Annotated in this window: 22 protein-coding genes; 7 read left to right on the top strand and 15 right to left on the bottom strand. The window is 70.8% G+C overall.

All coding sequences use genetic code 11. From position 1 onward, the window contains the following. Positions 1-179: 179 nt before the first annotated feature. The 3 genes from FD678_RS00500 to gspH are packed head-to-tail and all read right to left on the bottom strand — an operon-like array spanning position 180 to position 1,707. Positions 180-827, bottom strand: a complete 648-nt coding sequence (locus FD678_RS00500; RefSeq protein ID WP_140718657.1) for a prepilin-type N-terminal cleavage/methylation domain-containing protein — start codon at positions 825-827, stop codon at positions 180-182. Continuing rightward, positions 824-1,177 (bottom strand): type II secretion system minor pseudopilin GspI, encoded by a 354-nt coding sequence (gene gspI / locus FD678_RS00495; protein WP_140718656.1) that lies wholly within the window; start codon positions 1,175-1,177, stop codon positions 824-826. The genes FD678_RS00500 and gspI overlap by 4 nt, the downstream gene beginning before the upstream one ends. Positions 1,178-1,212: 35 nt before the next feature. After that, entirely contained in the window at positions 1,213-1,707 is a 495-nt protein-coding gene (gspH, locus tag FD678_RS00490; RefSeq protein ID WP_140718655.1) for a type II secretion system minor pseudopilin GspH, read from the bottom strand. Positions 1,708-1,834: 127 nt separating this feature from the next. Between gspH and FD678_RS00485 the strand changes: the two genes are divergently transcribed. Next, a complete protein-coding gene (locus FD678_RS00485) occupies positions 1,835-2,284 on the top strand; it encodes a type II secretion system protein N (protein WP_140718654.1) in 450 nt (149 codons plus the stop codon). Positions 2,285-2,463: 179 nt separating this feature from the next. Then, positions 2,464-4,611: a glycoside hydrolase family 2 protein gene (locus FD678_RS00480; protein ID WP_177497476.1), complete on the top strand. Its 2,148-nt coding sequence runs from the start codon at positions 2,464-2,466 to the stop codon at positions 4,609-4,611. A 178-nt stretch (positions 4,612-4,789) separates the two neighbouring features. Here FD678_RS00480 and FD678_RS00475 read toward each other — a convergent pair whose 3' ends face one another. From FD678_RS00475 to hutI, 6 genes are all read right to left on the bottom strand, one after another. Beyond that, on the bottom strand, positions 4,790-5,182 hold the full coding sequence (locus FD678_RS00475; RefSeq protein WP_140718652.1) for a DUF3037 domain-containing protein: 393 nt from the start codon (positions 5,180-5,182) through the stop codon (positions 4,790-4,792). Next, on the bottom strand, positions 5,160-5,954 hold the full coding sequence (locus FD678_RS00470) for a HipA family kinase (RefSeq protein WP_140718651.1): 795 nt from the start codon (positions 5,952-5,954) through the stop codon (positions 5,160-5,162). Before FD678_RS00470 ends, FD678_RS00475 begins: the two co-directional genes overlap by 23 nt. A gap of 88 nt (positions 5,955-6,042) precedes the next feature. Beyond that, the gene (gene hutU, locus FD678_RS00465) at positions 6,043-7,713 is read right to left on the bottom strand and encodes a urocanate hydratase (protein WP_140718650.1); all 1,671 of its coding nucleotides are present in this window, start codon (positions 7,711-7,713) and stop codon (positions 6,043-6,045) included. 42 nt (positions 7,714-7,755) lie between these two features. Then, the gene (gene hutG, locus FD678_RS00460; protein ID WP_140718649.1) at positions 7,756-8,604 is read right to left on the bottom strand and encodes an N-formylglutamate deformylase; all 849 of its coding nucleotides are present in this window, start codon (positions 8,602-8,604) and stop codon (positions 7,756-7,758) included. A 250-nt stretch (positions 8,605-8,854) separates the two neighbouring features. Next, complete coding sequence (hutH, locus tag FD678_RS00455; protein WP_140718648.1) at positions 8,855-10,453, bottom strand: histidine ammonia-lyase; 1,599 nt, start codon at positions 10,451-10,453, stop codon at positions 8,855-8,857. Between the two features lie 45 nt (positions 10,454-10,498). Beyond that, positions 10,499-11,704, bottom strand: coding sequence for an imidazolonepropionase (gene hutI / locus FD678_RS00450; protein ID WP_140718647.1), 1,206 nt, complete (start codon positions 11,702-11,704; stop codon positions 10,499-10,501). Positions 11,705-11,767: 63 nt separating this feature from the next. On the opposite strand from hutI, the gene FD678_RS00445 reads away from it, so the two are divergent. Continuing rightward, positions 11,768-13,150 carry a formimidoylglutamate deiminase gene (locus tag FD678_RS00445; RefSeq protein ID WP_256661820.1) on the top strand — a complete coding sequence of 461 codons (1,383 nt, stop codon included), beginning with the start codon at positions 11,768-11,770 and terminating at the stop codon, positions 13,148-13,150. 62 nt (positions 13,151-13,212) lie between these two features. Further along, complete coding sequence (gene hutC / locus FD678_RS00440) at positions 13,213-13,959, top strand: histidine utilization repressor (RefSeq protein ID WP_177497474.1); 747 nt, start codon at positions 13,213-13,215, stop codon at positions 13,957-13,959. A 47-nt stretch (positions 13,960-14,006) separates the two neighbouring features. Here the strand turns inward: hutC and FD678_RS00435 are convergent, their stop codons facing one another. The 4 genes from FD678_RS00435 to FD678_RS00420 form a co-directional block, all read right to left on the bottom strand. After that, the gene (locus FD678_RS00435) at positions 14,007-14,291 is read right to left on the bottom strand and encodes a hypothetical protein (RefSeq protein WP_140718646.1); all 285 of its coding nucleotides are present in this window, start codon (positions 14,289-14,291) and stop codon (positions 14,007-14,009) included. A gap of 79 nt (positions 14,292-14,370) precedes the next feature. Beyond that, positions 14,371-15,348 (bottom strand): restriction endonuclease, encoded by a 978-nt coding sequence (locus FD678_RS00430; protein ID WP_140718645.1) that lies wholly within the window; start codon positions 15,346-15,348, stop codon positions 14,371-14,373. A 212-nt stretch (positions 15,349-15,560) separates the two neighbouring features. Next, positions 15,561-16,076 carry a phasin family protein gene (locus tag FD678_RS00425; RefSeq protein ID WP_140718644.1) on the bottom strand — a complete coding sequence of 172 codons (516 nt, stop codon included), beginning with the start codon at positions 16,074-16,076 and terminating at the stop codon, positions 15,561-15,563. Between the two features lie 90 nt (positions 16,077-16,166). Then, entirely contained in the window at positions 16,167-16,451 is a 285-nt protein-coding gene (locus FD678_RS00420; RefSeq protein ID WP_140718643.1) for a polyhydroxyalkanoic acid system family protein, read from the bottom strand. Positions 16,452-16,565: 114 nt separating this feature from the next. On the opposite strand from FD678_RS00420, the gene FD678_RS00415 reads away from it, so the two are divergent. Beyond that, positions 16,566-17,378 carry an FHA domain-containing protein gene (locus FD678_RS00415; RefSeq protein ID WP_140718642.1) on the top strand — a complete coding sequence of 271 codons (813 nt, stop codon included), beginning with the start codon at positions 16,566-16,568 and terminating at the stop codon, positions 17,376-17,378. Here the strand turns inward: FD678_RS00415 and msrQ are convergent. Both msrQ and msrP read right to left on the bottom strand, forming a co-directional pair. Continuing rightward, a complete protein-coding gene (gene msrQ, locus FD678_RS00410) occupies positions 17,347-17,973 on the bottom strand; it encodes a protein-methionine-sulfoxide reductase heme-binding subunit MsrQ (RefSeq protein ID WP_140718641.1) in 627 nt (208 codons plus the stop codon). The two genes, FD678_RS00415 and msrQ, sit on opposite strands and share 32 nt — an antisense overlap. Before the next feature lie 187 nt (positions 17,974-18,160). Beyond that, positions 18,161-19,132 carry a protein-methionine-sulfoxide reductase catalytic subunit MsrP gene (gene msrP, locus FD678_RS00405; protein ID WP_140718640.1) on the bottom strand — a complete coding sequence of 324 codons (972 nt, stop codon included), beginning with the start codon at positions 19,130-19,132 and terminating at the stop codon, positions 18,161-18,163. A gap of 174 nt (positions 19,133-19,306) precedes the next feature. On the opposite strand from msrP, the gene serC reads away from it, so the two are divergent. Both serC and pheA read left to right on the top strand, forming a co-directional pair. Continuing rightward, entirely contained in the window at positions 19,307-20,392 is a 1,086-nt protein-coding gene (gene serC, locus FD678_RS00400) for a phosphoserine transaminase (protein WP_140718639.1), read from the top strand. 72 nt (positions 20,393-20,464) lie between these two features. Continuing rightward, positions 20,465-21,610 (top strand): prephenate dehydratase, encoded by a 1,146-nt coding sequence (gene pheA / locus FD678_RS00395; RefSeq protein WP_140718638.1) that lies wholly within the window; start codon positions 20,465-20,467, stop codon positions 21,608-21,610. Positions 21,611-21,669: the final 59 nt, after the last annotated feature.

The following is a 21,669-nucleotide window of genomic DNA, read 5'->3' as shown; positions in this document are numbered from 1 at the left end:
CCACATGGCGGAGCTTTTTTTCAGGAGCGCCCCAAGCCGCGATGGCTTCCCCATCGGGAAACCACGGATACGCGTCGTCCCATGCGACGCCATCCCCGCGCTGGCGGGAATCGAGCGCCTTTGCGGTCGCCGGGAGCGCGTTCATGCCACGCGGCCGCGCCATTCCTGAGATGCCGGTTCTAGAGCAGCAATACCCGCCGATAGACCGCATTGCCGCGCTCGTCGCGCTGGCCGAGCGTCACTTCCAGTCCGGTCGCTTGCCTGGCCGGTGTACTGGACGGCAGCCGCTGCCAGCCGTGGTCGGGCTCCCAGGCGCGGATTTCGAAATCGGATACGCCTTCCAGTACTGCCACCGCCTCGGCGCTGGCCGGTGCCGGCAGCGGGAACCGGTCCGAGGCACGCGCGGCCGCGCGGTACAAGGTGTCGCGCTGGCGCCACCAGGCGACCCGTTGCCACCGGCCATCGCCGTCGGCGGCGCGGCGCACGATCTCGATCCGCAGCGGCGCCAGGCCCTGGCGCGTGCTGACCATGGCGTCCGGCAGCAATCGCCGCGGGATCGGACGCCCGTCCTCGTCCACCTCCGCGGGCTCGCCGTTGTCCAGCGGCGGCAGTTCGGTCGTGGCGCGCGCGGCCACGTCGAGCTCGAACTGGCGCAGCGTGCGCAGGATGGCCGTGCTCTGCTCGCCGGACCGCTCCAGGCGCTGGCTCGAGCGGGCGACGCTGTCCAGGCCTTTCCAGCTGATCAGGCTGATGACGGACAGCAGGACGATCGCGACCAGCACTTCGATCAGGGTGAAGCCCGGCGAGCCGGGGCGCACGCCGTTCATCGCTGCGTGCCCCCCAGGTCGAGCGTGGCCAACCGGCGACGGAGGTCGTCCTGGACTTCGACGGTGATCGCGTACTCGCCCGGTGCGGTGCGCGTCACGTGCTGCACGCAATCGAACCGGAGGTGCCCCTGCGGGCAGGCGACGCGCAGCGTTCCCGGCGGTGGCGGGCTCAACTGCAGCTCGGCCAGCCGGTTCTCGGCCGCCATCAACGCCAGGGCGCGGTCGCGGAGCAGGCCCTGGTTGGACGTGGACACGCCGATCGCGCGCATGATCGCCACCAGCGCGATCGAGACGATGGCCAGCGCGATCATGACTTCGATCAGGGTGAAGCCGCCAGGCCGGCGGCGCATCGGATGGGGCGGGCGAGGACCGGGCGGCATCGGCGTCAATGGATCGAGAGCCGCCCCGAGGCGTCGCGCGAGATGTCCACGCTGGCGTTGCCATCGGACAAGCGGATCCGCCAGCTCGGGCCGATCCATTCCGGCGTCACCAACAGGCGCGGCTGCGGCGATACCCGGGTGCCGGCGGAGCGCCATGCGCGGGCGCGCAGCACGTCGTCGCGGGCGAAGGCGTCCGGTGCCTGGGCGGAGCGCAGGCGCCCGCTTTCCGGGAGCGTGCCGGCACGGACGAAGCGGTAGCCTTCGCCGTCGGCCAGCCAGACGATCGGCCGGCCGTCGATGCGGGCCACGCTCTGCGCGACGACCAGCGCCTGTGCCAGTTGCTGCGCTTCCAGGCGCAATGCGCGCGCCGGGTCCTGGGTCAGTTTCAGGGTGATCGCGGTGGTGCCGATGCCGACGATGACCAGCACGATCATCAGTTCGATCAGGGTGAATCCTCGCTGGCGCCGGCGGGCGGGCAGGAAAGGCAGGGCGCTGCTCATGGCGCATCCATGTCCCGTGTCGACCGGCGATCAGGCTAGCCGGCGAATATGATCGGCGTATGAAACATTCCCGTCAGCGGCGGGTGCTAGCGTCGGCGATCCCAGGCGGGAAACTCGGGGTTCGGTGATGAGATTCGGCCAGTCGGCGCTGCCTTCCGCATTGCTTTGCCTCGGCGTGGCAGGGACCGTGGCGGGTCTCGCGGGGTGGGGCTGGATGTTGCTGCGGCCGTTCCCGGCACCGGCGCCCGCCGGGCCGGCCGGTGCGGTTCCCGGCGGCGTGCGCGAGGCCGCGCGGGCGATGGCGCACTGGTTCGAGCCGGCCGCGGCCACGCTCGACGTGCGCGCCAATGGCCTGGTGCACGGGGCCGGCCGCGACGTGGCCGTGCTTTCGGTCAACGGTGGCGCCGAACAGGCCTACGTGGTCGGCGAGAGCCTGGGGCCTTCGGCGAAGCTGCAGGCGATCGAGGCCGACACGGTGGTCATCGACCATGCGGGCACGCTGGTGCGGGTCGCGGTGCCGTCGTTGCCGGCCTTGCCCGAAGACGCCATGCAGCGGGCGGGCACCGCGCCGCGCTGAGGACCCTCCCGATCCGCGGTCGGGCACGGCGCCCTAGGCAGGGCCGCCCTCGGGCGCTTATGGTCTGTGCCCGGGCTTCGCCGTCGGAGCCGTCGGAGGGAAGGGGAGACATGCGGGCGAGAGTCGGGAGTGACGGGGGCCGGAGGGCCGGATTGCGGAGGTTCGCATTCCTCAGTGCGATGTCGTTGATCGTGGCGTTGGCATGGGGATGCGTCCACGCGTCCATCGCGATGGCCGCCGAGAACGCCGGGGCGCCCGGCGACGTCCCGCCGTCGCGCACGCAGGTCCCGATCGATGCGGGGTGGCGCTTCCTCCGCGCCGATGCGGCGGATGCGGCGCGGGAGGATTTCGACGACGGCCCGTGGGCCGAGGTCACCTTGCCGCATACCTACAACGCCGCCGATGGCGAGGACGGCGGCGGCTACTACCGGGGCGCAGGATGGTACCGGCGCGCGTTGCAGGTGCCCTCGCTTCCCGCCGACCGGCGCGTGTGGCTGCAATTCGACGGCGCGGCGCTGGCCGCGGACGTATGGGTCAATGGCCGGCATGTCGGGCGGCACGAGGGCGGCTATGCCCGGTTCCGGTTCGACATCACGCCGCAGCTGAAGGTGGGAGCGAACCTCATCGCGGTCCGCACCGACAATGCGGCATCGCTGCCCATCGCGCCGCTCGGTGGCGATTTCACGGTGTTCGGCGGGCTCTATCGCGGCGTGTCGATCGTGGAGGTCCCGGCGCTGCATATCGACCTGGCCGATCACGGCGGCCCCGGCGTTTATGCGTCCACGCGCTCGCTTTCGGACGACCGGGCATCGCTTTCCATCCGCGTCGCCTTGCGCAACGACGAGGCGCGCGCGCGCCGTTCCAACGTGAGCGTCACGATCGACGACGCCGAGGGAAATACCGTCGCCAGCGCGCGACGGCAGCTCCGGGTCGGTGCGGGCTCGACGGCGTCGCTCGACCTGCCCTTGGCCATCGCCCGCCCGCGCCTGTGGCAGGGCCGGGCGGATCCCTACCTGTATACGGTGACCGCGCGCCTGGATTCGGGCGACGAAGTGCGCGTTCCGCTGGGCCTGCGCACCATCCGGTTCGATCCGCGCGACGGCTTCGTGCTCAACGGCAAACCGTATCCGCTGCATGGCGTGAACCTCTTCCATCCCCAGCGACCGGGGCGCGGCACCGCCGTCGCCGAAACCGACGTGGCCGCGGACATGCAGGCGATGGACGAGCTCGGGCTGACCGCGCTGCGCCTCGTGCACTACCAGCATCCCCAAAGCGTCTACGACTACGCCGACAGGCACGGCATCGCGGTCTGGACGGAGATCCCGATCAACGGGGTGATCCAGGACAGCGCCCGGTTCCTCGACAATGCGTCGGCCCAGCTCAGGGAGCTGGTCAGGCAGAACTACCACCATCCTTCGGTGGTGTTGTGGGGCATCGGCAACGAGGTCTACGCGACCACGCCCGACGTGGCGGCGTTCCTGCGCCGCATGAACGACTTGGCGCACGAACTCGATCCGTCGCGCCCGACGGCCTACGCGCACTGCTGCCAGCGCGACGACGATCCCAAGGCGGCGATCACCGACGTGATCGGCTTCAACCGCTATTTCGGCTGGTATCCCGAGCAGACCGACACCATGCGCGCCTGGGCGGAGCGCTACCGGTCGGCGTTCCCGGAGCGCGCCTTCATGGTGAGCGAGTACGGCGCCGGCGGCAGCCCGTTGCAACAACAGGTGCCGCCGCCGGACAGGAACGTGCCGCAGAGCGGTTGGCATCCGGAGCAGGCCCAGACCCGCTACCACGTGCAGAACTGGCGCGACCTGCGCGACCAGCACGGCCTGTCCGGCGCCTTCGTGTGGGTCGCGTTCGACCTGGCCTCCGATGGCCGCCACGAGGGCGACCGGCCGGGCATCAACGACAAGGGGCTGGTCAGCTACGACCGCAGCGTCCGCAAGGATGCCTATTTCTGGTACCAGGCCAACTGGAGCGCCAGGCCGATGGTGCACCTGCTGGACCGGCGCCTGGCGGTGCGTTACGAGGACAAGGTGGATATTGCCGCCTTCAGCAATCTGGCGGAGGTGTCGTTGACCATCAACGGACGCATGTTCGGACAGACGCCGGTGGTCGACCACGTCGCGCAGTGGAGCGATGTCCCGCTGGTTATCGGCACCAATGACATCCGCATCGCCGGAAAAACGGCGCAGGGCACGACGGTGGACGACCGCATCCAGCTCACCCGGATGCCATCGCCCGAGACGGGCATTTCGCCGATTCCCGCGATTCGAAAGCCTGTGCCGGCAGCGCCCACGGGGAAGCCGCCGGGGCAGTAGCGCTTTCGGTATTCCGGCATCCGCGTTGCGATCCAGACATTGCCTTGATTTCAAACCCGTCGTTCCCGCCTTCGCGGGAACGACGGGAAAGAGGGTATGCAGGGCGCGATGTGCAACTACCCGTTAGGGGCAGTGGGTTGCGCGTATACCGTCCGTTACTGCGCATGCGCAGCACGCACTAGCGCGGTACGCGCACCATCCGTTCCAGGAGATGCTCGACGATCCGCTCCGGGTACAGGGTGCGGCCGACATGCGCCGGCGACACCTGCACGATGGAGCTGCGCTTGGCGGTCAGCCAGTGGAAGCGCGCGCGCGGCTGCAGCGCGGCGATCGGGCCGGCCCCGGCATCGCCGCGGCAGATCGCTTCGATCGCCCGCAGGTAGGGCAGCAGCGCGTCGATATCGAGCGCCGGCGCGAACGCGCGCAGGCGCGCCTCGTCCAGTTCGATGCGCGCCTCCAGCCGGCGCGCGCCGGGGCAGGACACGATCACGCCGACGTTGATGAATTCCTCGCGCTCCACCCGCGGTACCACGCGGATGATCGCGTAGTCATACGTGTGCGGCGTGGGCACGGACGGCCTCCTGGACGAAGACCTGGCGCTGGGCCAGGCGCTGCACGAGGTGTTCGACGTAGGCCCGGCGCTGCGCCTGGGCGTCGGCGAAGGCCGGGTCCGGCAACAGCCAGCCGTCCGGGACCTGCGCGACGATGCGCTCGATCGTCGCTTGGTCCAGCCGCGGCGCGAGCTCGGCATCGGCCGCGGCGATGCCGTCTGCGAACGGCAGCAGCACGTGGTCGCGGACCAGGGCGAACGGCTTGGCGGCGGCGCCGGCGGCATTGGCCCAGTCGTGGTGGAAGTACAGCGAGGCGCCGTGGTCGATCAGGTGCAGGCGGTCATGCCAGACCATCAGGTTGGTGTTGCGCGTGGTGCGGTCGACGTTGCTGACGAAGGCGTCGAACCAGACGATGCGCGAAGCCAGCGCGGCGTCCGGGCGCATCGCCGCGGGGTCGTAGTTGATCGCGCCGGGCAGGTAGTCGAGCGCCAGGTTGAGGCCCTCGCTGGCGCGGATCAGGTCCTGGATCTCCGGGTCCGGCTCGGTGCGGGCGAACTCGGTGTCCAGCTCCACGAATACGATCTCCGGCACCGGCAGGCCGAGCGCGCGCGCCAGCTCGCCGGAGATCAGCTCGGCGACCAGCGCCTTGGGGCCCTGGCCGGCGCCGCGGAATTTCATCACGTACAGGCCGTCGTCGTCGGCCTCGACGATGGCCGGCAGCGAGCCGCCCTCGCGCAGGGGCGTGACGTAGCGGGTCGCCTGGACGGTGCGTGGAAGGGGCTGCGTGCTCATCAGGGGCGCAAGTTTAGCGCCCGTGCGGCGCTTCCGGACCGGATCCTTCCGCGGAAGGATCCGGTCCGGCGGGGCCAGGCAGGGACGATCAGCCCAGGATGCCCGGCAGGTCCAGTCCCTTGTCCTTCGCGCACTGCACGGCGATGTCGTAGCCGGCATCGGCATGCCGCATCACGCCGGTGGCGGGATCGTTCCACAGCACCCGGGCGATGCGCCGGTCGGCGGCCTCGCTGCCGTCGCAGACGATGACCATGCCGGCATGCTGCGAGAAGCCCATGCCGACGCCTCCGCCGTGGTGCAGCGACACCCAGGTCGCGCCGGACGCGGTGTTGAGCAGGGCGTTGAGCAGCGGCCAGTCGGAGACGGCATCGGAGCCGTCGCGCATGGCCTCGGTTTCGCGGTTGGGCGAGGCCACGCTGCCGGAATCCAGGTGGTCGCGGCCGATCACCACCGGCGCCTTCAGCTCGCCGTTGCGCACCATCTCGTTGAACGCCAGGCCGAGCCGGTCGCGATCGCCCAGGCCGACCCAGCAGATGCGCGCCGGCAGGCCCTGGAACTTGATCTTCTCGCCGGCCATGTCCAGCCAGCGATGCAGGTGCGGGTTGTCCGGGATCAGCTCCTTGACCTTGGCGTCGGTCTTGCGGATGTCCTCCGGATCGCCCGACAGCGCGGCCCAGCGGAACGGGCCGATGCCGCGGCAGAACAGCGGGCGGATGTAGGCGGGCACGAAGCCGGGGAAGTCGAAGGCATCGCTTACGCCTTCCTCCAGCGCCATCTGGCGCAGGTTGTTGCCGTAGTCCACGGTCGGCACGCCGAGCCGGTGGAAGCCGAGCATGGCTTGCACGTGCGCCGCCATCGACTTGCGCGCGGCCGCTTCCACTTCCTTCGGCGCGGATGCGCGCTTGTCGTCCCATTGCTCGACGCTCCAGCCCAGCGGCAGGTAGCCGTTGACCGGGTCGTGCGCGGAGGTCTGGTCGGTGAGCAGGTCCGGCTTGATGCCGCGGCGGAGCAGTTCGGGCAGCACGTCGGCGACGTTGCCGAGCAGGCCGACGGAAGTCGGCTTCCTGGCCTTGCAGGATTCCCCGATCAGGCGCAGCGCCTCGTCCAGCGAGTCGGTCCAGGTGTCGAGATAGCCGGTGCGCAGGCGCATGTCGATGCTGCTCTTGCGGCATTCCACCGCCAGGCAGGAGGCGCCGGCCATCACCGCCGCCAGCGGCTGCGCGCCGCCCATGCCGCCGAGGCCACCGGTGAACAGCCACTTGCCGGACAGGTCGCCGCCGTAGTGCTGCCGGCCCATCTCGACGAAGGTCTCGTAGGTGCCCTGCACGATGCCCTGCGCGCCGATGTAGATCCAGCTGCCGGCGGTCATTTGCCCGTACATCGCCAGGCCCTTCCTGTCCAGCTCGTTGAAGTGGTCCCAGTTGGCCCAGCGCGGCACCAGGTTGGAGTTGGCGATCAGCACGCGCGGCGCGTCGGGATGCGTGCGGAACACGCCGACCGGCTTGCCCGACTGCACCAGCAGGGTCTGGTCGTCGTCCAGGCGCTTGAGCGTTTCGATGATGGTGTCGAACGACTCCCAGTCGCGCGCGGCGCGGCCGATGCCGCCGTAGACGACCAGTTCCTCCGGCCGCTCGGCGACGTCCGGATCGAGGTTGTTCTGGATCATGCGCAGCGGCGCTTCGGTCAGCCAGCTCTTGGCGCTGAGCGTGGTACCGGTCGGCGCGTGGATCTTGCGGGATGGATCGCGGCGGGTCGTCATACGGTGTCCCTTGGATTGGCGGGGCCGCGCGCAGGGCGCGGGTCAGTACGGGGAAGGGGCGGCGTCCCGCGGGGACGCCGCGAACGCGATGCAGGCGGCCAGGACCTGTTGCAGGACCTGGCGCAATGGCGCTGCGCGCTCGGGGTCCCAGGGCGTGGGCCAGTTGTCCGGCGACGGCACGGCCGGCTCGTCGATGTAGCCGCGGCAGGCCAGTTCCATCTGGATCGAGTGCACGCCGCGCGCCGGATCGGCATGGTGGCGGGTGATCCAGCCGCCCTTGAACCGGCCGTTGCGCACCGTGCCCAGCCCGCTGGCGCGGCAGATGCGCTCGACCTCGTCGGTCAGCGCGTCGTCGCAGCTGGTATCGCCGTTGGTGCCGATGTTGAACTGCGGCAATTCGCCGTCGAACAGGTGCGGGATGTGCGAGCGGATCGAATGCGCGTCGTAGACGACGATCCTTCCGTGCCTGCCGCGCAGGCGCGCGATCTCGCTTGCGAGGGCGTCGTGGTAGGGCGTGAACCAGGCAGCGCGGCGGCGCGCGATCGCGGCCTCGTCGGGCTCGGCGCCGGGCCTGTACAGCGGCTCGTCGTCGAAGGTGGTCAGCGGGCACAAGCCGGTGGTGTTCTGCTCGGGATAGAGCGAAGCGCCGCTGGGGTCGCGGTTGACGTCGATCACCGAGCGCGACACCGATGTGCGGATCGTGGTCGCGCCCAATGCCTGGGCGAAGTCGTAGAGGTGGTGCACCCACCAGTCGGCGTCGCGGCGCGCCAGCCAGGGCGATGCGAACCCGGCGGCCTCGCTCGCCGGCAGCTCGGTGCCGGTATGCGGGAAGCTCACGATCAGCGGGGCTTCGCCGCGGTGGAGTTCGAGCCAATCGGGAAGGGATGTCATGCGCGTCTCCTGGCTTGGATCGGGACATGCCTTTCCGCGCGGCCGCACAAGGAAAGGCAACTCGGTGCAACGCGAAGGCCTCCGTCTGCTGGCACGTCCGAATGGCGACGGAGCCGGTCCTTCTCCTGCTTGCCGAAGAAGGTGGCGCGAAGCGCCGGATGAGGGGCGGGAGCCCGCTTCCGATTCCCGCTCGGCTGGACGCAGGCCTTGCGGGCACTTCCCTCGTGGGCGAAGAGACCGCGGAACGCGATCATGTCCGTGCTTCCGGGGAAACGCCCGGCAACGCCAAGCCGACGCAGTCCGCCAGCGCGCCCGAGCGCACCAGTCCGGTCGCCGCCAGCATGTCCGGATGGAAATAGCGGTCCTCCTGCAGTGCCGGCACTTGCGCCCGCAGCAAGGCGCGCGCCGCCTCCAGCGCGTCGCTGGAGCGCAGCGGCGCGTGGAAGTCGCAGCCCTGCACGGCGGCGAGCAGTTCGATGCCGACCACGTTGGCCGCGTTCCCGGCCATCGCCAGCAGCCGGCGCGCGCCGTGCGCGGCCATCGACACATGGTCTTCCTGGTTGGCCGAGGTCGGGATCGAGTCCACGCTGGCCGGATGGGCGCGCTGCTTGTTCTCCGAGACCAGCGCCGCGGCGGTGACCTGCGGGATCATGAAGCCGGAGTTGAGCCCGGGCCGGGGCGTCAGGAACGCCGGCAGGCCCGACAGCGCCGGATCGACCAGCATCGCGATGCGACGCTCGCTGATCGAGCCGATCTCGCATACCGCCATCGCCAGCATGTCGGCGGCGAACGCCACCGGCTCGGCATGGAAGTTGCCGCCGCTCAGCGCCTCGCCGGTGTCGCTGAACACCAGCGGGTTGTCGGATACGCCGTTGGCCTCGGTCTCCAGCGTGCGCGCGGCCTGGCGGATCACGTCGAGCGCGGCGCCCATCACCTGCGGCTGGCAGCGCAGGCAGTACGGGTCCTGCACGCGCACGTCGTTCTCGCGATGCGATTCGCGGATCGCCGAGCCGGCCATCAGCCTGCGCAGCGCCTCGGCCACCGCGACCTGGCCCGGCTGGCGGCGCAGCGCATGGATGCGCGGGTCGAACGGCGTGTCCGAACCCTTGGCCGCCTCGGTCGAGAGCGCGCCGGCGACCAGCGCGGCCTGGAACACCGCCTCGATCTCGAACAGCCCAGCCAGCGCATAGGCGGTGGAGAACTGGGTGCCGTTGAGCAGCGCCAGGCCCTCCTTGGCGCCCAGTACGAGCGGCGCGAGCCCGGCCTGGCGCAGCGCATCGGCGGCGGGCATGCGCTCGCCGCGCAGGAACGCCTCGCCGGTGCCGATCATCGCCGCGGCCATGTGCGACAGCGGCGCCAGGTCGCCGGAAGCGCCTACCGAGCCCTGGCAGGGCACCACCGGCACCACGTCGCGCTGCAGCATCGCTTCCAGCAGCGCGATCGTCTCCGGCTTCACGCCCGAGGCGCCCTGGGCCAGGCTGGCGAGCTTGAGCGCCATCATCAGTCGCACGACCGCGGCCGGCATCGGCTCGCCGACGCCGGCCGCATGCGAGAGCACGATGTTCCGCTGCAGCGTCTGCAGGTCGTCGCGCTCGATGCGCACCGTCGCCAGCTTGCCGAAGCCGGTGTTGATGCCGTAGACCGGCTCGCCCTTGGCGACGATGGCGTCCACGGCCTGCGCGCTGCGCGCGATCGCCGCGGCCGAGGCCGGATCGAGCTGGATGCCCGCGCCGCGGTAGATGGCGCGCCACTGCGCGAGGGTGACCGCGCCGGGGTGCAGCAGGATCGGGGCCGCGTACGGGGATGTGCGCGGCGCTTGCGAGGGATTCGCGCCCAGGGGGGAATTCATGCGGTTGCTCCGTGGATCATGGAAGGCGGTGCGGAAGCGGCGGGGTCATGCCCGGCCGCCGCGATGGACGCGCGCGTGCAGCGGGTTGAAGCCGATCCGGTAGACCAGGTCGGCCGGGGCCTCGATGTCCCAGATCGCCAGGTCGCATTGCAGGCCGGCGCGCAGCCGGCCGATCCGCTCGTGGCGGCCGAGCGCGCGCGCCGCTTCGCGGGTGAAGCCGGCGATGCATTCGGCCACGGTCAGGCGGAACAGGGTCGCGCCCATGTTCATCGCCAGCAGCGGGCTGGTCAGCGGCGAGGTGCCCGGGTTGCAGTCGGTGGCCAGGGCCAGCGGCACGCCGGCCGCGCGCAATCCGGCGATCGGCGGCACCCGGGTGTCGCGGGTGAAGTAGAACGCGCCCGGCAGCAGGACCGCGACGGTGCCGGCCGCCGCCATCGCGGCGATGCCGTCGGCGTCCAGGTGCTCGATATGGTCGGCCGACAGCGCGCCGAAGCGCGCCGCCAGCGCCGCGCCATGCTGGTTGCTGAGCTGTTCGGCATGAATCTTCATCGCCAGCCCGGCGGCGCGCGCGGCGGCGAACACCTGCTCGGCCTGCGCGGGCGAGAACGCGATGTCCTCGCAGAACACGTCCACCGCTTCGGCCAGGTCCTGCGCGGCGATCGCCGGGATCATCGTCGCGCAGACCTCGTCGACGTAGTCCTGCGATTCGCGCCCGGGCGGCACCGCGTGCGCGCCGAGGAAGGTCGGGACCACGTCCACGCCGCGCAGCTCGCCGAGTCGCCTGGCCACGCGCAGCTGCTTGGTTTCGTCCTCCAGCGTGAGCCCGTAGCCGGACTTGATCTCGATCGTGGTGACGCCCTCGGCGAGCATCGCGTCCAGGCGCGGCAGCGATGCGGCGACCAGCGCCGCCTCGTCGGCGGCGCGGGTGGCGCGCACCGTGGAGACGATGCCGCCGCCGGCGCGCGCGATGTCGGCATAGCTGGCGCCCTGCAGGCGCTGCTCGAACTCGTTGGCGCGGTTGCCGGCGTAGACCAGGTGGGTATGGCAGTCGACCAGCCCCGGGCTGATCCAGCGGCCGCCGCAATCGATGCGCTCGGTCGGCGCCAGCGCGGGCGCGCCCGCGGCCGGGCCGGCGTAGGCGATCCGGCCGTCCAGGCTGGCGACCACGCCGTCGGGGACGATGCCCAGGCCGCCGTCGGCGGCGTCGAGCGTGAGCAGGTGCGCGTTGTGCCAGAGCGTGTCGCAGTGCATGTCGTGGTCCGGCGCGGTTCGTGATATGTCTATACAATAAATTCGGTTCGAGGAGGGCGTCCAGTGGCAGTGCAGCACGACGACAACGCACGGCATCTGTGGGCCGAACGCGCCCTGTTGCCGCAGGGATGGGCCCGCGACGTGCGCCTGCAGGTGGCGGGCGGACGCCTGGCCCGGGTGGAGGCCGGCGTGCCTGCCGCGGACGGCGACATCCGCCTGCAGGTGGCGCTGCCCGGCCTGGGCAACCTGCACAGCCATGCGTTCCAGCGCGGCATGGCCGGGCTGACCGAGATCGGCGGTGCGAGCGGCGACAGCTTCTGGAGCTGGCGCGAGCTGATGTACCGCTTCCTCGAACGCCTGGATCCGGACAGCCTGCAGGCCATCGCCGAGCAGGCCTACGTCGAGATGCTGGAGGCGGGTTTCACCCGCGTCGGCGAATTCCACTACCTGCACCACGCGCCGGATGGCGCGCCGTACGCCGATCCGGCGGAAATGTCGGCGCGCATCGCCGCGGCGGCGCAGGCCTCGGGCATCGGGCTGACCCTGCTGCCGGTGTTCTACGCGCACGCCGATTTCGGCGGCGCGCCGCCGAACCCCGCCCAGCGCCGCCTGATCCACGACATCGACGGCTTCGCGCGCCTGCTGGAGCGCTGCCGCGCCGTGCTCGCCGGCATCCCCGACGCGGTGCTCGGCATCGCTCCCCACAGCCTGCGCGCGGCGACGCCCGGAGAGCTGTCGGCCCTGCTGCCGCTCAACGCCGGGCCGGTGCACATCCACATCGCCGAACAGTTGCGCGAGGTCGAGGCCTGCCTGGCCTGGTCCGGGCAGCGCCCGGTCGAGTGGCTGCTGGCGCACGCGCCGGTGGATGAGCGCTGGTGCCTGGTGCATGCCACCCATGTCACGCCGGAGGAAATGGCGGGGATCGTCGCCAGCGGCGCGGTCGCCGGCCTGTGCCCGATCACCGAGGCGAACCTGGGCGACGGGCTGTTCCCGATGCGCGAGTTCGCGCGCGCCGGCGGTCGCTTCGGCGTCGGCTCGGATTCCAACGTGCTGATCGACGCCGCCGAGGAACTGCGCCTGCTCGAGTACGGCCAGCGCCTGCATGCGCGCGGCCGCAACGTGGTGGTGCCGGACGCGGGCATGTCGAGCGGACGTTGGCTGTACCAGCACGCGCTCGCCGGCGCCGGGCAGGCGCTGGGCGCGGCGGCGGGCCTGCAGGCCGGCGCTCCGGCCGACGTCGTCGAGCTGGACCTGCGGCATCCCTCGCTGGCCGGCCGCGAGGGCGACGCGCTGCTCGACAGCTGGCTGTTCGCCGCGCGCGGCGGCGCTGTACGCTCGGTATGGCGGCGCGGCGTGCAATGGGTGGACGAGGGACGCCACGTCCGCCGCGAGCAGGTCGCCGCCCGCTACCGGCAGGCGCTGGCGCGCGTGCTGGTGGCCGCGTGACCGCGCAGCGCTCGCGCGCCGGCGGGAGAGGCACAATGCCGGCCCCGGAGAATGGACGCCGCATGTCCGCCGCATCCCCGACATCCCGCAGCACGGCCACCACGCTGCACCAGCGCATCCGTGGCGACATCGAGGCGCGCATCCACAGCGGCGAATGGCCGCCGGGCCACCGCGTGCCGTCCGAACACGCGCTGATGGCGCAGTACGGCTGCTCGCGGATGACCGTGAACAAGGTGCTGGGCCTGCTGGCCGACGCCGGCATGATCGAGCGCCGCCGCCGTGCCGGCTCGTTCGTCGCGCGCCCGCACCCGCACATCGAGCAGGTCGCGCTGGCCATCCCGGACATCGAGGTGGAGGTGACCTCGCGCGGCCATGCCTATGGGTTCGAGCTGATCGCGCGCAGCCTGCGCAAGGCGCGTGCCTCGGTCCCGCAGGAGCGCGAACTCGGCAGCCGCGCGCGGCTGCTGTCGCTGCACTGCCTGCATCTCGCCGACGGCCGGCCGTTCGCGCTGGAAGAGCGGTTGATCGACACGGAGACCGTGCCGGAGGCGCTGGAGCAGGATTTCGCGGCCTCCGCGCCGGGCAGCTGGCTGTTGCGCCACGTGCCGTGGACGCGCGCGCAGCACCGCATCGGCGCGATCAACGCTGACGCGGTCCAGGCCGAGCGCCTGCGCGTGCCGGCCGGCACGGCCTGCCTGGTGATCGACCGGCACACCTGGCGCGGCGAGCAACCGGTGACCTACGTCAGGCAGGTGTTCCTGGGCAGTGCGTACGACCTGGTGGCGCGCTTCGCGCCCGGGATGCGCTAGGACGCGCCGAGCGGACGGGAACCCTCGGCCGCCTGCCGTGGAAGGCCCTAGGCCAGCACCGACAGGATCGTGCCCACGGTTCCGGCCGCGGCCAGCCACTTGCCCGCGGTGTAGTACTCGTTCTTCTCGGCCTCGGGCCTGGCCTTGGTGGGGTCTTCCAGCCCCAGCGCACCGGCCACGATCGAATGCACCGCCTGGAGCCCCGAGGTGCCGTCGCCTTGCTCGTCCTTGGCCACGGGCTCGTCGCCGCGCTTGGCGGCGGCCGCCAGGGCGCGGGCATGGGCGAGAGGGGCGGCTTGGCCGCCGGGGGAGGCTGTGCTGCCGATGACCATCCGGGGAGTTCCTGCGCGAAGCGGGGGGAGCCTGGCTGGTATCGGCGGGACGACGGCCGGCTTGAGCCTCCGGAAGCGCTCAGAAGGTCGCGCACTGGCGCCAGCGCACCGGCTCGTCGATCTCGGGGCGTGGATTGAGCTGCACGCGCACCGTGCGCAATACCGGATAGCGTTCCAGCTCCCGGCAGATGGACGGCCAGATCTCGGCATCCCCGCCGGTCCGGTCGACCGCGAGCGTCATCCGGGTCATCCAGATGCCGCGGACGACGCCCGGCACGCCGGTCAGGGCGCGCGATACCGCCTGCTGGTAGCGGTCCAGCGTGGCGTCGTCCGGTTCGGCGGTAGCCTGCATCGGGCGGACAGGAGCGGTTGCCGATGCCGCTTGTCCGGCCGGCATAGCCGGCGGCGGCGCGGGCCGAGGCGCGACGGCTTCCCGCAAGGGCGCTTCCGGCGTGGCCGGCCGATGGGTGGACAGCCAGCCGAGCCCGGCCAGCAAGCCGATACCGAGCGCGACGATGCCGGCGACGACGGTGTGCCGCCACGCGCGCCGGCGGGCGCCTTCGACGACGTCGTCTTCCAGCCCGCCTGGCAGGTACGCGCGCAGGATCGGCCAGGCGCGATGGCCGTCCAGGACCTCGATGGACTGCTTCCCGGCTGCGGCCAGGCCCTCGCGTTCGACCTTGCCCTCGGTGACCAGCACGCCGCCCCGGGCCCCGGCCAGGCGCAGCAGGGTGCCCAGCTCGCTCACCGCGACCGTGCCGATGCGGTAGGTGCAACCGTGCTTGCAGGAGACCATCCAGCGCTCGCCGCTATGGCGGTCGCGCATCAGGAAATCCGCGCCCGGCGGGTCGTCGTGCCGTTCCGGGTCGGCCTGCCAGCCGCGTCGTTCGCCCAGGGCGCGGTGCACGATCTCGGAGAAGTCCCGCCAGTGCAGGCTTGCCAGGGCCGCCAGGCCGGCACGCGTCTCGTCGCGGCGTCGGCGGAACAGCCAGAGATGGAGGATCGTGATGGTCCAAACCGCCGCGGCCGTCGCAAACGCGAGGATCCACGCAGACATAAAACTCCCTGGCCGAAAAATATCGCAGCGCGAAAAGTATATCGGCCCCGGGAAGCGTTCCTTGATCTGTCATGCCGCGACCGGGCGCGGGAACGCAGGCATAAAAAACCCGCCAGTCCGAAGCCGAAAGGGGAGGGGAGCAGACGGTCTTCTGGTGGACTGGCGGGTCGGGTCCGATTGTGGGCAAACATTTTGTGCTTTGCAACAAGCGCCTATTCGCCCGGGGAAGGCGGCGCCTGCGGAGGCGTGCGGTGGTCGGCCGGCGTGCTCCGGGCACGCGAACTGCGGCCGGCGCGGCGTGCGCGCACCTGGGCCGCATGCAACTGCGCCTTGAGCGACTCCACTTCCGCACGCAGGTTCTCGACCTCCGCGCGATCGGGCACCTGCAAGGCGTGCAGCACGCCTTTCACCCGCTCGTCGAAGGCCTTGCCGAGCCGATGCCAGCTCTCGCGAGCCTGGCCCAGGCCGGCTTCCACCTGGTCGCGCATCGCGTCCGCGCCGCTCTCGGCCCGGCGCTTGCCTTCGCGCTGGTAGGTGGCGCCTTCCTTCACCAGCGATTCGAACAGGCGGCTGCCTTCGCTTTGCGCGCGGCCGAACGCGCCGAGCCCGGCGAGCCACACCTGCTCGGCCGACTCGCCGAGCTTGCGCGAGAACCGACTGGCCTGGGCCTGGAATCCCCGGTCGTCGTGGTCGTCGGTATGGGATCTGGCGTTCCGGGTCGTGGTCATGGGGACTCCTCATCGGACGATGGAAGCCCTCACGCTAATCCCGCCGCTGCATCGGCGGGGTGAAACCGCGACGGAGCGTGCAGGGATCCTTCAGGATGCGGGACCCAGCTTTTCCGCCAGTACGCGGCGGATTTCCGCTTCGACCATGCCCTTCATCGCAGAAAGCAGGAACCCCAGCGTGGCGGTCACCCGCACCTGCCCGGGCAGCAGCTCGATCGCGCCGTCTACGCCGGAGCCGGAGAAGTCCAGCCGGTCGCCGTTCCAGCTCGAACGCAGGCCGAAGCGCTCGTCGAGCTTGCGCGCCGCCTCGTCGATGGCGGTGCGCGCCTGCTCGGCGCTCAGGGCATGGTCTTGGCGGATGTCGATGCTGGACATGGGCGGGCCTGGCTGAAGGGAGCCGCGCATTGTGCCACTTCGCCGCGCGCGGCTTCCTGTCCGGGCGGCAACGCCTCTCTTCCCAAAGGCCTGCGCACGCTCTAGTCTGCCGCGGTGCGCGATCTGCAAGTCCATTTCACCCACCGGCAGCAGCCGGACCATTCCCTCACGCCGGGCGTCCACAAGGTGGTCCGCCATGCCAGCGGCAGCGTTCGCCTGGCCGAGGACACCCAGGGCGCGTTGCTGCTCGCGCAGTTCTGCCTGGACCGGCGCGGCCTGTGGCTGCAGGTCGCCAACGGCGTGCGCGGCATCCACGTCAACGGCCGCCCGGTCCGGCGCATGGCGCTGCTGCGCGCCGGCGACGCGGTCTATGCCGACGGCGTGGAAATGCTGGTGCGGGGCGCCGCGGTGCCGGCGGGCCGCGTGCCCGAACCGGCGCAGCCGGGCGAGTCCGATCCGGGCGTGCTGCTGCGCGGGGTGGGCGGGCCGCACCATGGCCGCAGCTTCACCCTGCAATCGCCGCGGGTGATCGGGCGCGATCCCGCTTCGGACATCGTCGTGGACGACCCCGCGTTCGCGCCGCGCCATGCCAGCGTCGAACTGCACGACGGCAAGGTGTTGCTGCGCGATCTCGGGTCGGAGGACGGCAGCCTGGTGAACGGCGTGCCGGTCCGCGACTGCTGGCTGCAACCCGGCGACCAGGTCGCGTTCGATGCGCGGCACCGGTTCGTGCTGGAGGCGCCGCTGCAGCCGCCCGCGATGGACCTGCCGGCCGGCGAGGAAGACGAGCCGCCACCGGTCGCTCCGGGACACCCGCAGGCGGGCGGGGTGCGGCCGGTCAAGGTCGCGCGCTGGCCGTGGCTGCTGTTGAGCGCGCTGCTGCTGGCGGCGGCGCTCAGCGCGCTGCTGTGGTTCGGCGCGCGCTGAACCATCTCCAGCCGCGCCAGCCCAGCAGCACGGCCAGGATCGCCGCGTACATCGCCGGTTCGCGGATGTCGGATTTCACCACCCACCAGAAATGCAGCACCGCGAGCAGGCCGATCGCGTAGACCAGTTTGTGCAGCCGTCCCCAGGCGCGCTTGAGCCGGCGCATCCAGCCCTGGGTCGAGGTGATCGCCAGCGGCACCAGCAACAGCCAGGCCGCGAAGCCCACGGTGATGTAGGGGCGCTTGAGGATCTCCTCGAAGATCTGCGTCCAGTAGCCGCGCAGGTCCAGCGCCAGATAGGCGGCCAGGTGCAGCGTCGCGTAGAAGAAGGCGTACAGGCCGAACATGCGCCGGAAGCGGATCAGCACGGCCTGGCCGGTCAATTGCCGCAGCGGCGTCAGGGCCAGCGTGACCAGCAGCAAGCGCAGCGCCCACAGCCCGGTGCGATGCTCGATTTCCGCCACCGGATCGGCGCCGAGCGCATCGCTGCCGGTCTGCCACACCTGCCAGAACTGCCAGGCCAGCCATGCGGCGGGCGCGATCGCGAGGGCGTGCAGCAGGGTCTTGGCGGCGATCAGGCGCGATGAAGAGGGCATGGGGGAAGGAGCTCAAAGAAGTACGGATTCATCGCGGGAGCGGCTCGTGCGGGAGCGGCTTCAGCCGCTATGGGTTTGCACAGGGATGTGCAGGCTGTTGCAGAGGGACCTGCATGCAAGCCCCATCGCGGCCGAAGCCGCTCCCACGGATAAGCACGCAAGGATGCGCGCCTCTCCCGAGTCCCCATCAAAACCACTTCTTCAGGTCCATGCCCGCATACATCGAGGCGACCTGGTCGGCGTAGCCGTTGAACGGCCGGGTCGGGATCCGCTCGGCGAACAGCTTGCTGGCGGTGCCAGCGATGCGGCGCTCGGTCTTCTGGCTCCAGCGCGGGTGGTCGACCGCCGGATTGACGTTGGAGAAGAACCCGTACTCGTTCGGCTGCAGTTCGTTCCACGCGGTCGGCGGCATCCGCTCGACGAAGCGGATCTCCACGATCGACTTGATGCTCTTGAAGCCGTACTTCCACGGCACCACCAGCCGCACCGGCGCGCCGTTCTGCTGCGGCAACGGCTTGCCGTACAGGCCGGTGGCGAGCAGGGTCAGCGGGTGCATCGCCTCGTCGATGCGCAGGCCTTCCCGGTACGGCCAGTCGATCGAGCGGTAGCGCACGCCGGGCATCTGCTGCGGGTCGGCGAGCGTGGTGAAGGCCACGTACTTGGCCTTGGAGGTCGGCCCCAGGCGCTTGAGCACCTCGGCCAGCGGCACGCCCATCCACGGGATCACCATCGACCAGCCTTCCACGCAGCGCAGCCGGTAGATGCGTTCCTCCGGCTTCAGGCCCTTGAGCAGGTCCTCCAGCGAGACCATGCCGGTCTTGTCGCAGTAGCCCGTGACGTTGATCGACCACTGCCGGGTCTGCAGGGTCTTGGCGGCCCGGGACGGGTCGGTCTTGTCGGTGCCGAACTCGTAGAAGTTGTTGTAGCTGGTGACGTCCTCGTAGCGCGTCAGCGGCTCGTCGGTGGTGAAGCCGCTGCGCGCCTGCGCGGGGGAGACGACCCGGGCCGGCGGCGGGGGCGGGTCGGCGTCGGCGCAGCCGGCCAGTCCGAGCGCCGGCGCCAACCCGAGCATCTGGACCACGCGCCGGCGATCGCGGTACACCGCCTCGTCGGTCACGGTTTCGCCGGGGGATAGGCGAAGGGCATCGCGCAGGGACATCGCAGGCTCCTGGAATCGTTCGTTCGCTCAGACCGGCGGGAGGCGGGGAAGTTCGCGCCAGTGGATCGCATCGGCCGTATCCAACGCGCGAATGGGTGCAATTGCAACCTTTTGCCGGCGATGCCAGGGCTGGTGCACTGCGGCATACTAGGGGTCTTGCCCCGAAGGTGTGACATGACACGCGCGTTCAATTTCAGTGCCGGCCCCGCGACCTTGCCGGAATCGGTCCTGCGCCAGGCGCAGGCGGAAATGTTGGAATGGAACGGCGTAGGTGCCTCGATCGTCGAAATCAGCCACCGCAGCGCCGACTTCATGGCGGTCGCGGCGGCCGCCGAGGCCGACCTGCGCACCCTGCTGTCGATCCCCGACGACTACGCCGTGCTGTTCATGCCCGGCGGCGCGACCACCCAGCAGGCGCTGGTCGCGCTCAACTTCGCCGCGCCCGGCCAGGTCGCCGACTACGTGGTCACCGGCCACTGGGGCAAGACCGCGATCAGGCAGGCCAAGCCTTACGTCTCGGTCAACGTGGCCGCCGACGGCGAGGCCGGCGGCTTCCGCGACATCCCGGCGCGCGGCGGCTGGAAGCTGTCCAGCGACGCCGCCTACGTCCACATCACGGCCAACGAGACCATCCATGGCGTGGAGTTCCGGGACACGCCCGACGTGGGCGACGTGCCGCTGTTCGCCGACTTCAGCTCGTCGATCGCCTCCGAGCCGATCGACGTATCGAAATACGGGCTGATCTACGCCGGCGCGCAGAAGAACCTGGGGCCGGTCGGCATCACCGTGGTGATCGTGCGCCGCGACCTGCTCGAGCGCGCCGGCCAGCCGCGCGCGGACATCTTCACCTACGCCTCGCACGCCGCGCGCGACTCGATGCTCAATACGCCGCCGACGTGGAACTGGTACCTGCTCGGCCTGACCACCAAGTGGATGCTGGCCGAAGGCGGCGTACCCGAGTTCGCGCGCCGCAGCGCGGCCAAGGCCAAGCTGGTGTACGACGCGATCGATGCCTCCGGCGGCTTCTATCGCAACGAGGTGGCGCCGGCCGCGCGCTCGCGCATGAACATTCCCTTCTTCCTGCCCGATGCCGAGCTGGACGCGCGCTTCGTGGCCGAGTCCAAGGCCGCCGGGCTGCTGGCACTGAAGGGCCACAAGGCGGTCGGCGGCATCCGTGCCTCGCTGTACAACGCGATGCCGCTGGCGGGCGCCGAGGCGCTGGTCGCGTTCATGCGCGACTTCCAGCAGCGCCATGGTTGAGGGATGCCACGCGGCCCCCGCCGCACGCCGTGCCGCATGACGCGGGCGGACCGAACGAGGAAACACGCAACGATGGCCGCAAAGCCGAAGAAACCCACTCCCGCCAAGCGCGGCAAGACCCGGGAGCCGGCGCCGCCGGTCCCGGCGCTGGCCGACGTGCGGGCCAAGATCGACGAGATCGACCGCAACATCCAGGCGCTGATCGCCGAGCGCGCGCGCTTCGCCCACCAGGTCGGCAAGGCCAAGGGCAAGCTCGCCGCGGCGGTCGACTACTACCGGCCCGAGCGCGAGGCGCAGGTCCTGCGGATGGTGGTGGACCGCAACGAAGGGCCGCTTTCCGACGAAGTGCTGGTGCACGTGTTCCGCGAGATCATGTCCGCCTGCCTGGCCCAGCAGGAGCCGCTGAAGATCGGCTACCTGGGCCCGGAGGGTACCTTCAGCCAGCAGGCCGTGCTCAAGCACTTCGGCCGCTCGGCGGTCGGCCTGCCGATGGCGACGATCGAGGAGGTGTTCCAGGAGGTGGAGAGCGGCAACGCCGACTTCGGCGTGGTGCCGGTGGAGAATTCCGGGCAGGGCACGATCCAGGTGACGCTGGACATGTTCCTGACCTCCAGCCTGAAGATCTGCGGCGAGACCGAGCTGCGCGTGCGCCAGTACCTGATGTCGCGCAGCGGCCGCATCGAGGACATCGAGCGCATCTACGCGCACCCGCAGTCGTTCGCGCAGACCGCCGGCTGGCTGCGCGCCAACCTGCCCAAGGTCGAGAAGATCCCGGTGTCGAGCAATGCCGAGGGCGCGCGCCGCGCTCGCAATGCCGACGATGCCGCCTCGATCGGCGGGGAGAGCGCCGCGCACGTGTATGGCCTGAAGAAGGTCATCATGAAACCGATCGAGGACGACGACGACAACACCACGCGCTTCCTGGTGATCGGCCGCAAGATCTTCCCGCCGTCGGGGCACGATCGTACCTCGATCCTGGTGTTCATCCACGACAAGCCGGGCGCGTTGTTCGACGTGCTGAGCCCGTTCGCGCGGCATGGCATCAGCATGAACCGGATCGAGTCGAGGCCGTCGCACCAGGCCAAGTGGGAGTACGGGTTCTTCATCGACCTGGCCGGGCATGTCGAGGACGAGGCGATGAAGTCGGCGCTGGCGGAACTGGAGGCGCATTCGGCGCAGATCAAGGTGCTGGGTTCGTATCCGGTGGCGGTACCGTAGGCTACGTTTTTCCCTTCCTGCGCCGGGACATCAGCCCCCTTTGGGGGGGATGTGCCCGA

It is taken from the genome of Pseudomonas sp. Hp2 (genome assembly GCF_006386585.1).
Taxonomy (GTDB): Bacteria; Pseudomonadota; Gammaproteobacteria; order Xanthomonadales; family Xanthomonadaceae; genus Pseudomonas_S; species Pseudomonas_S boreopolis.
The sequence above is the reverse complement of the archived record's forward strand: the minus strand, read 5'-3'. Positions and strand labels throughout refer to the sequence as shown.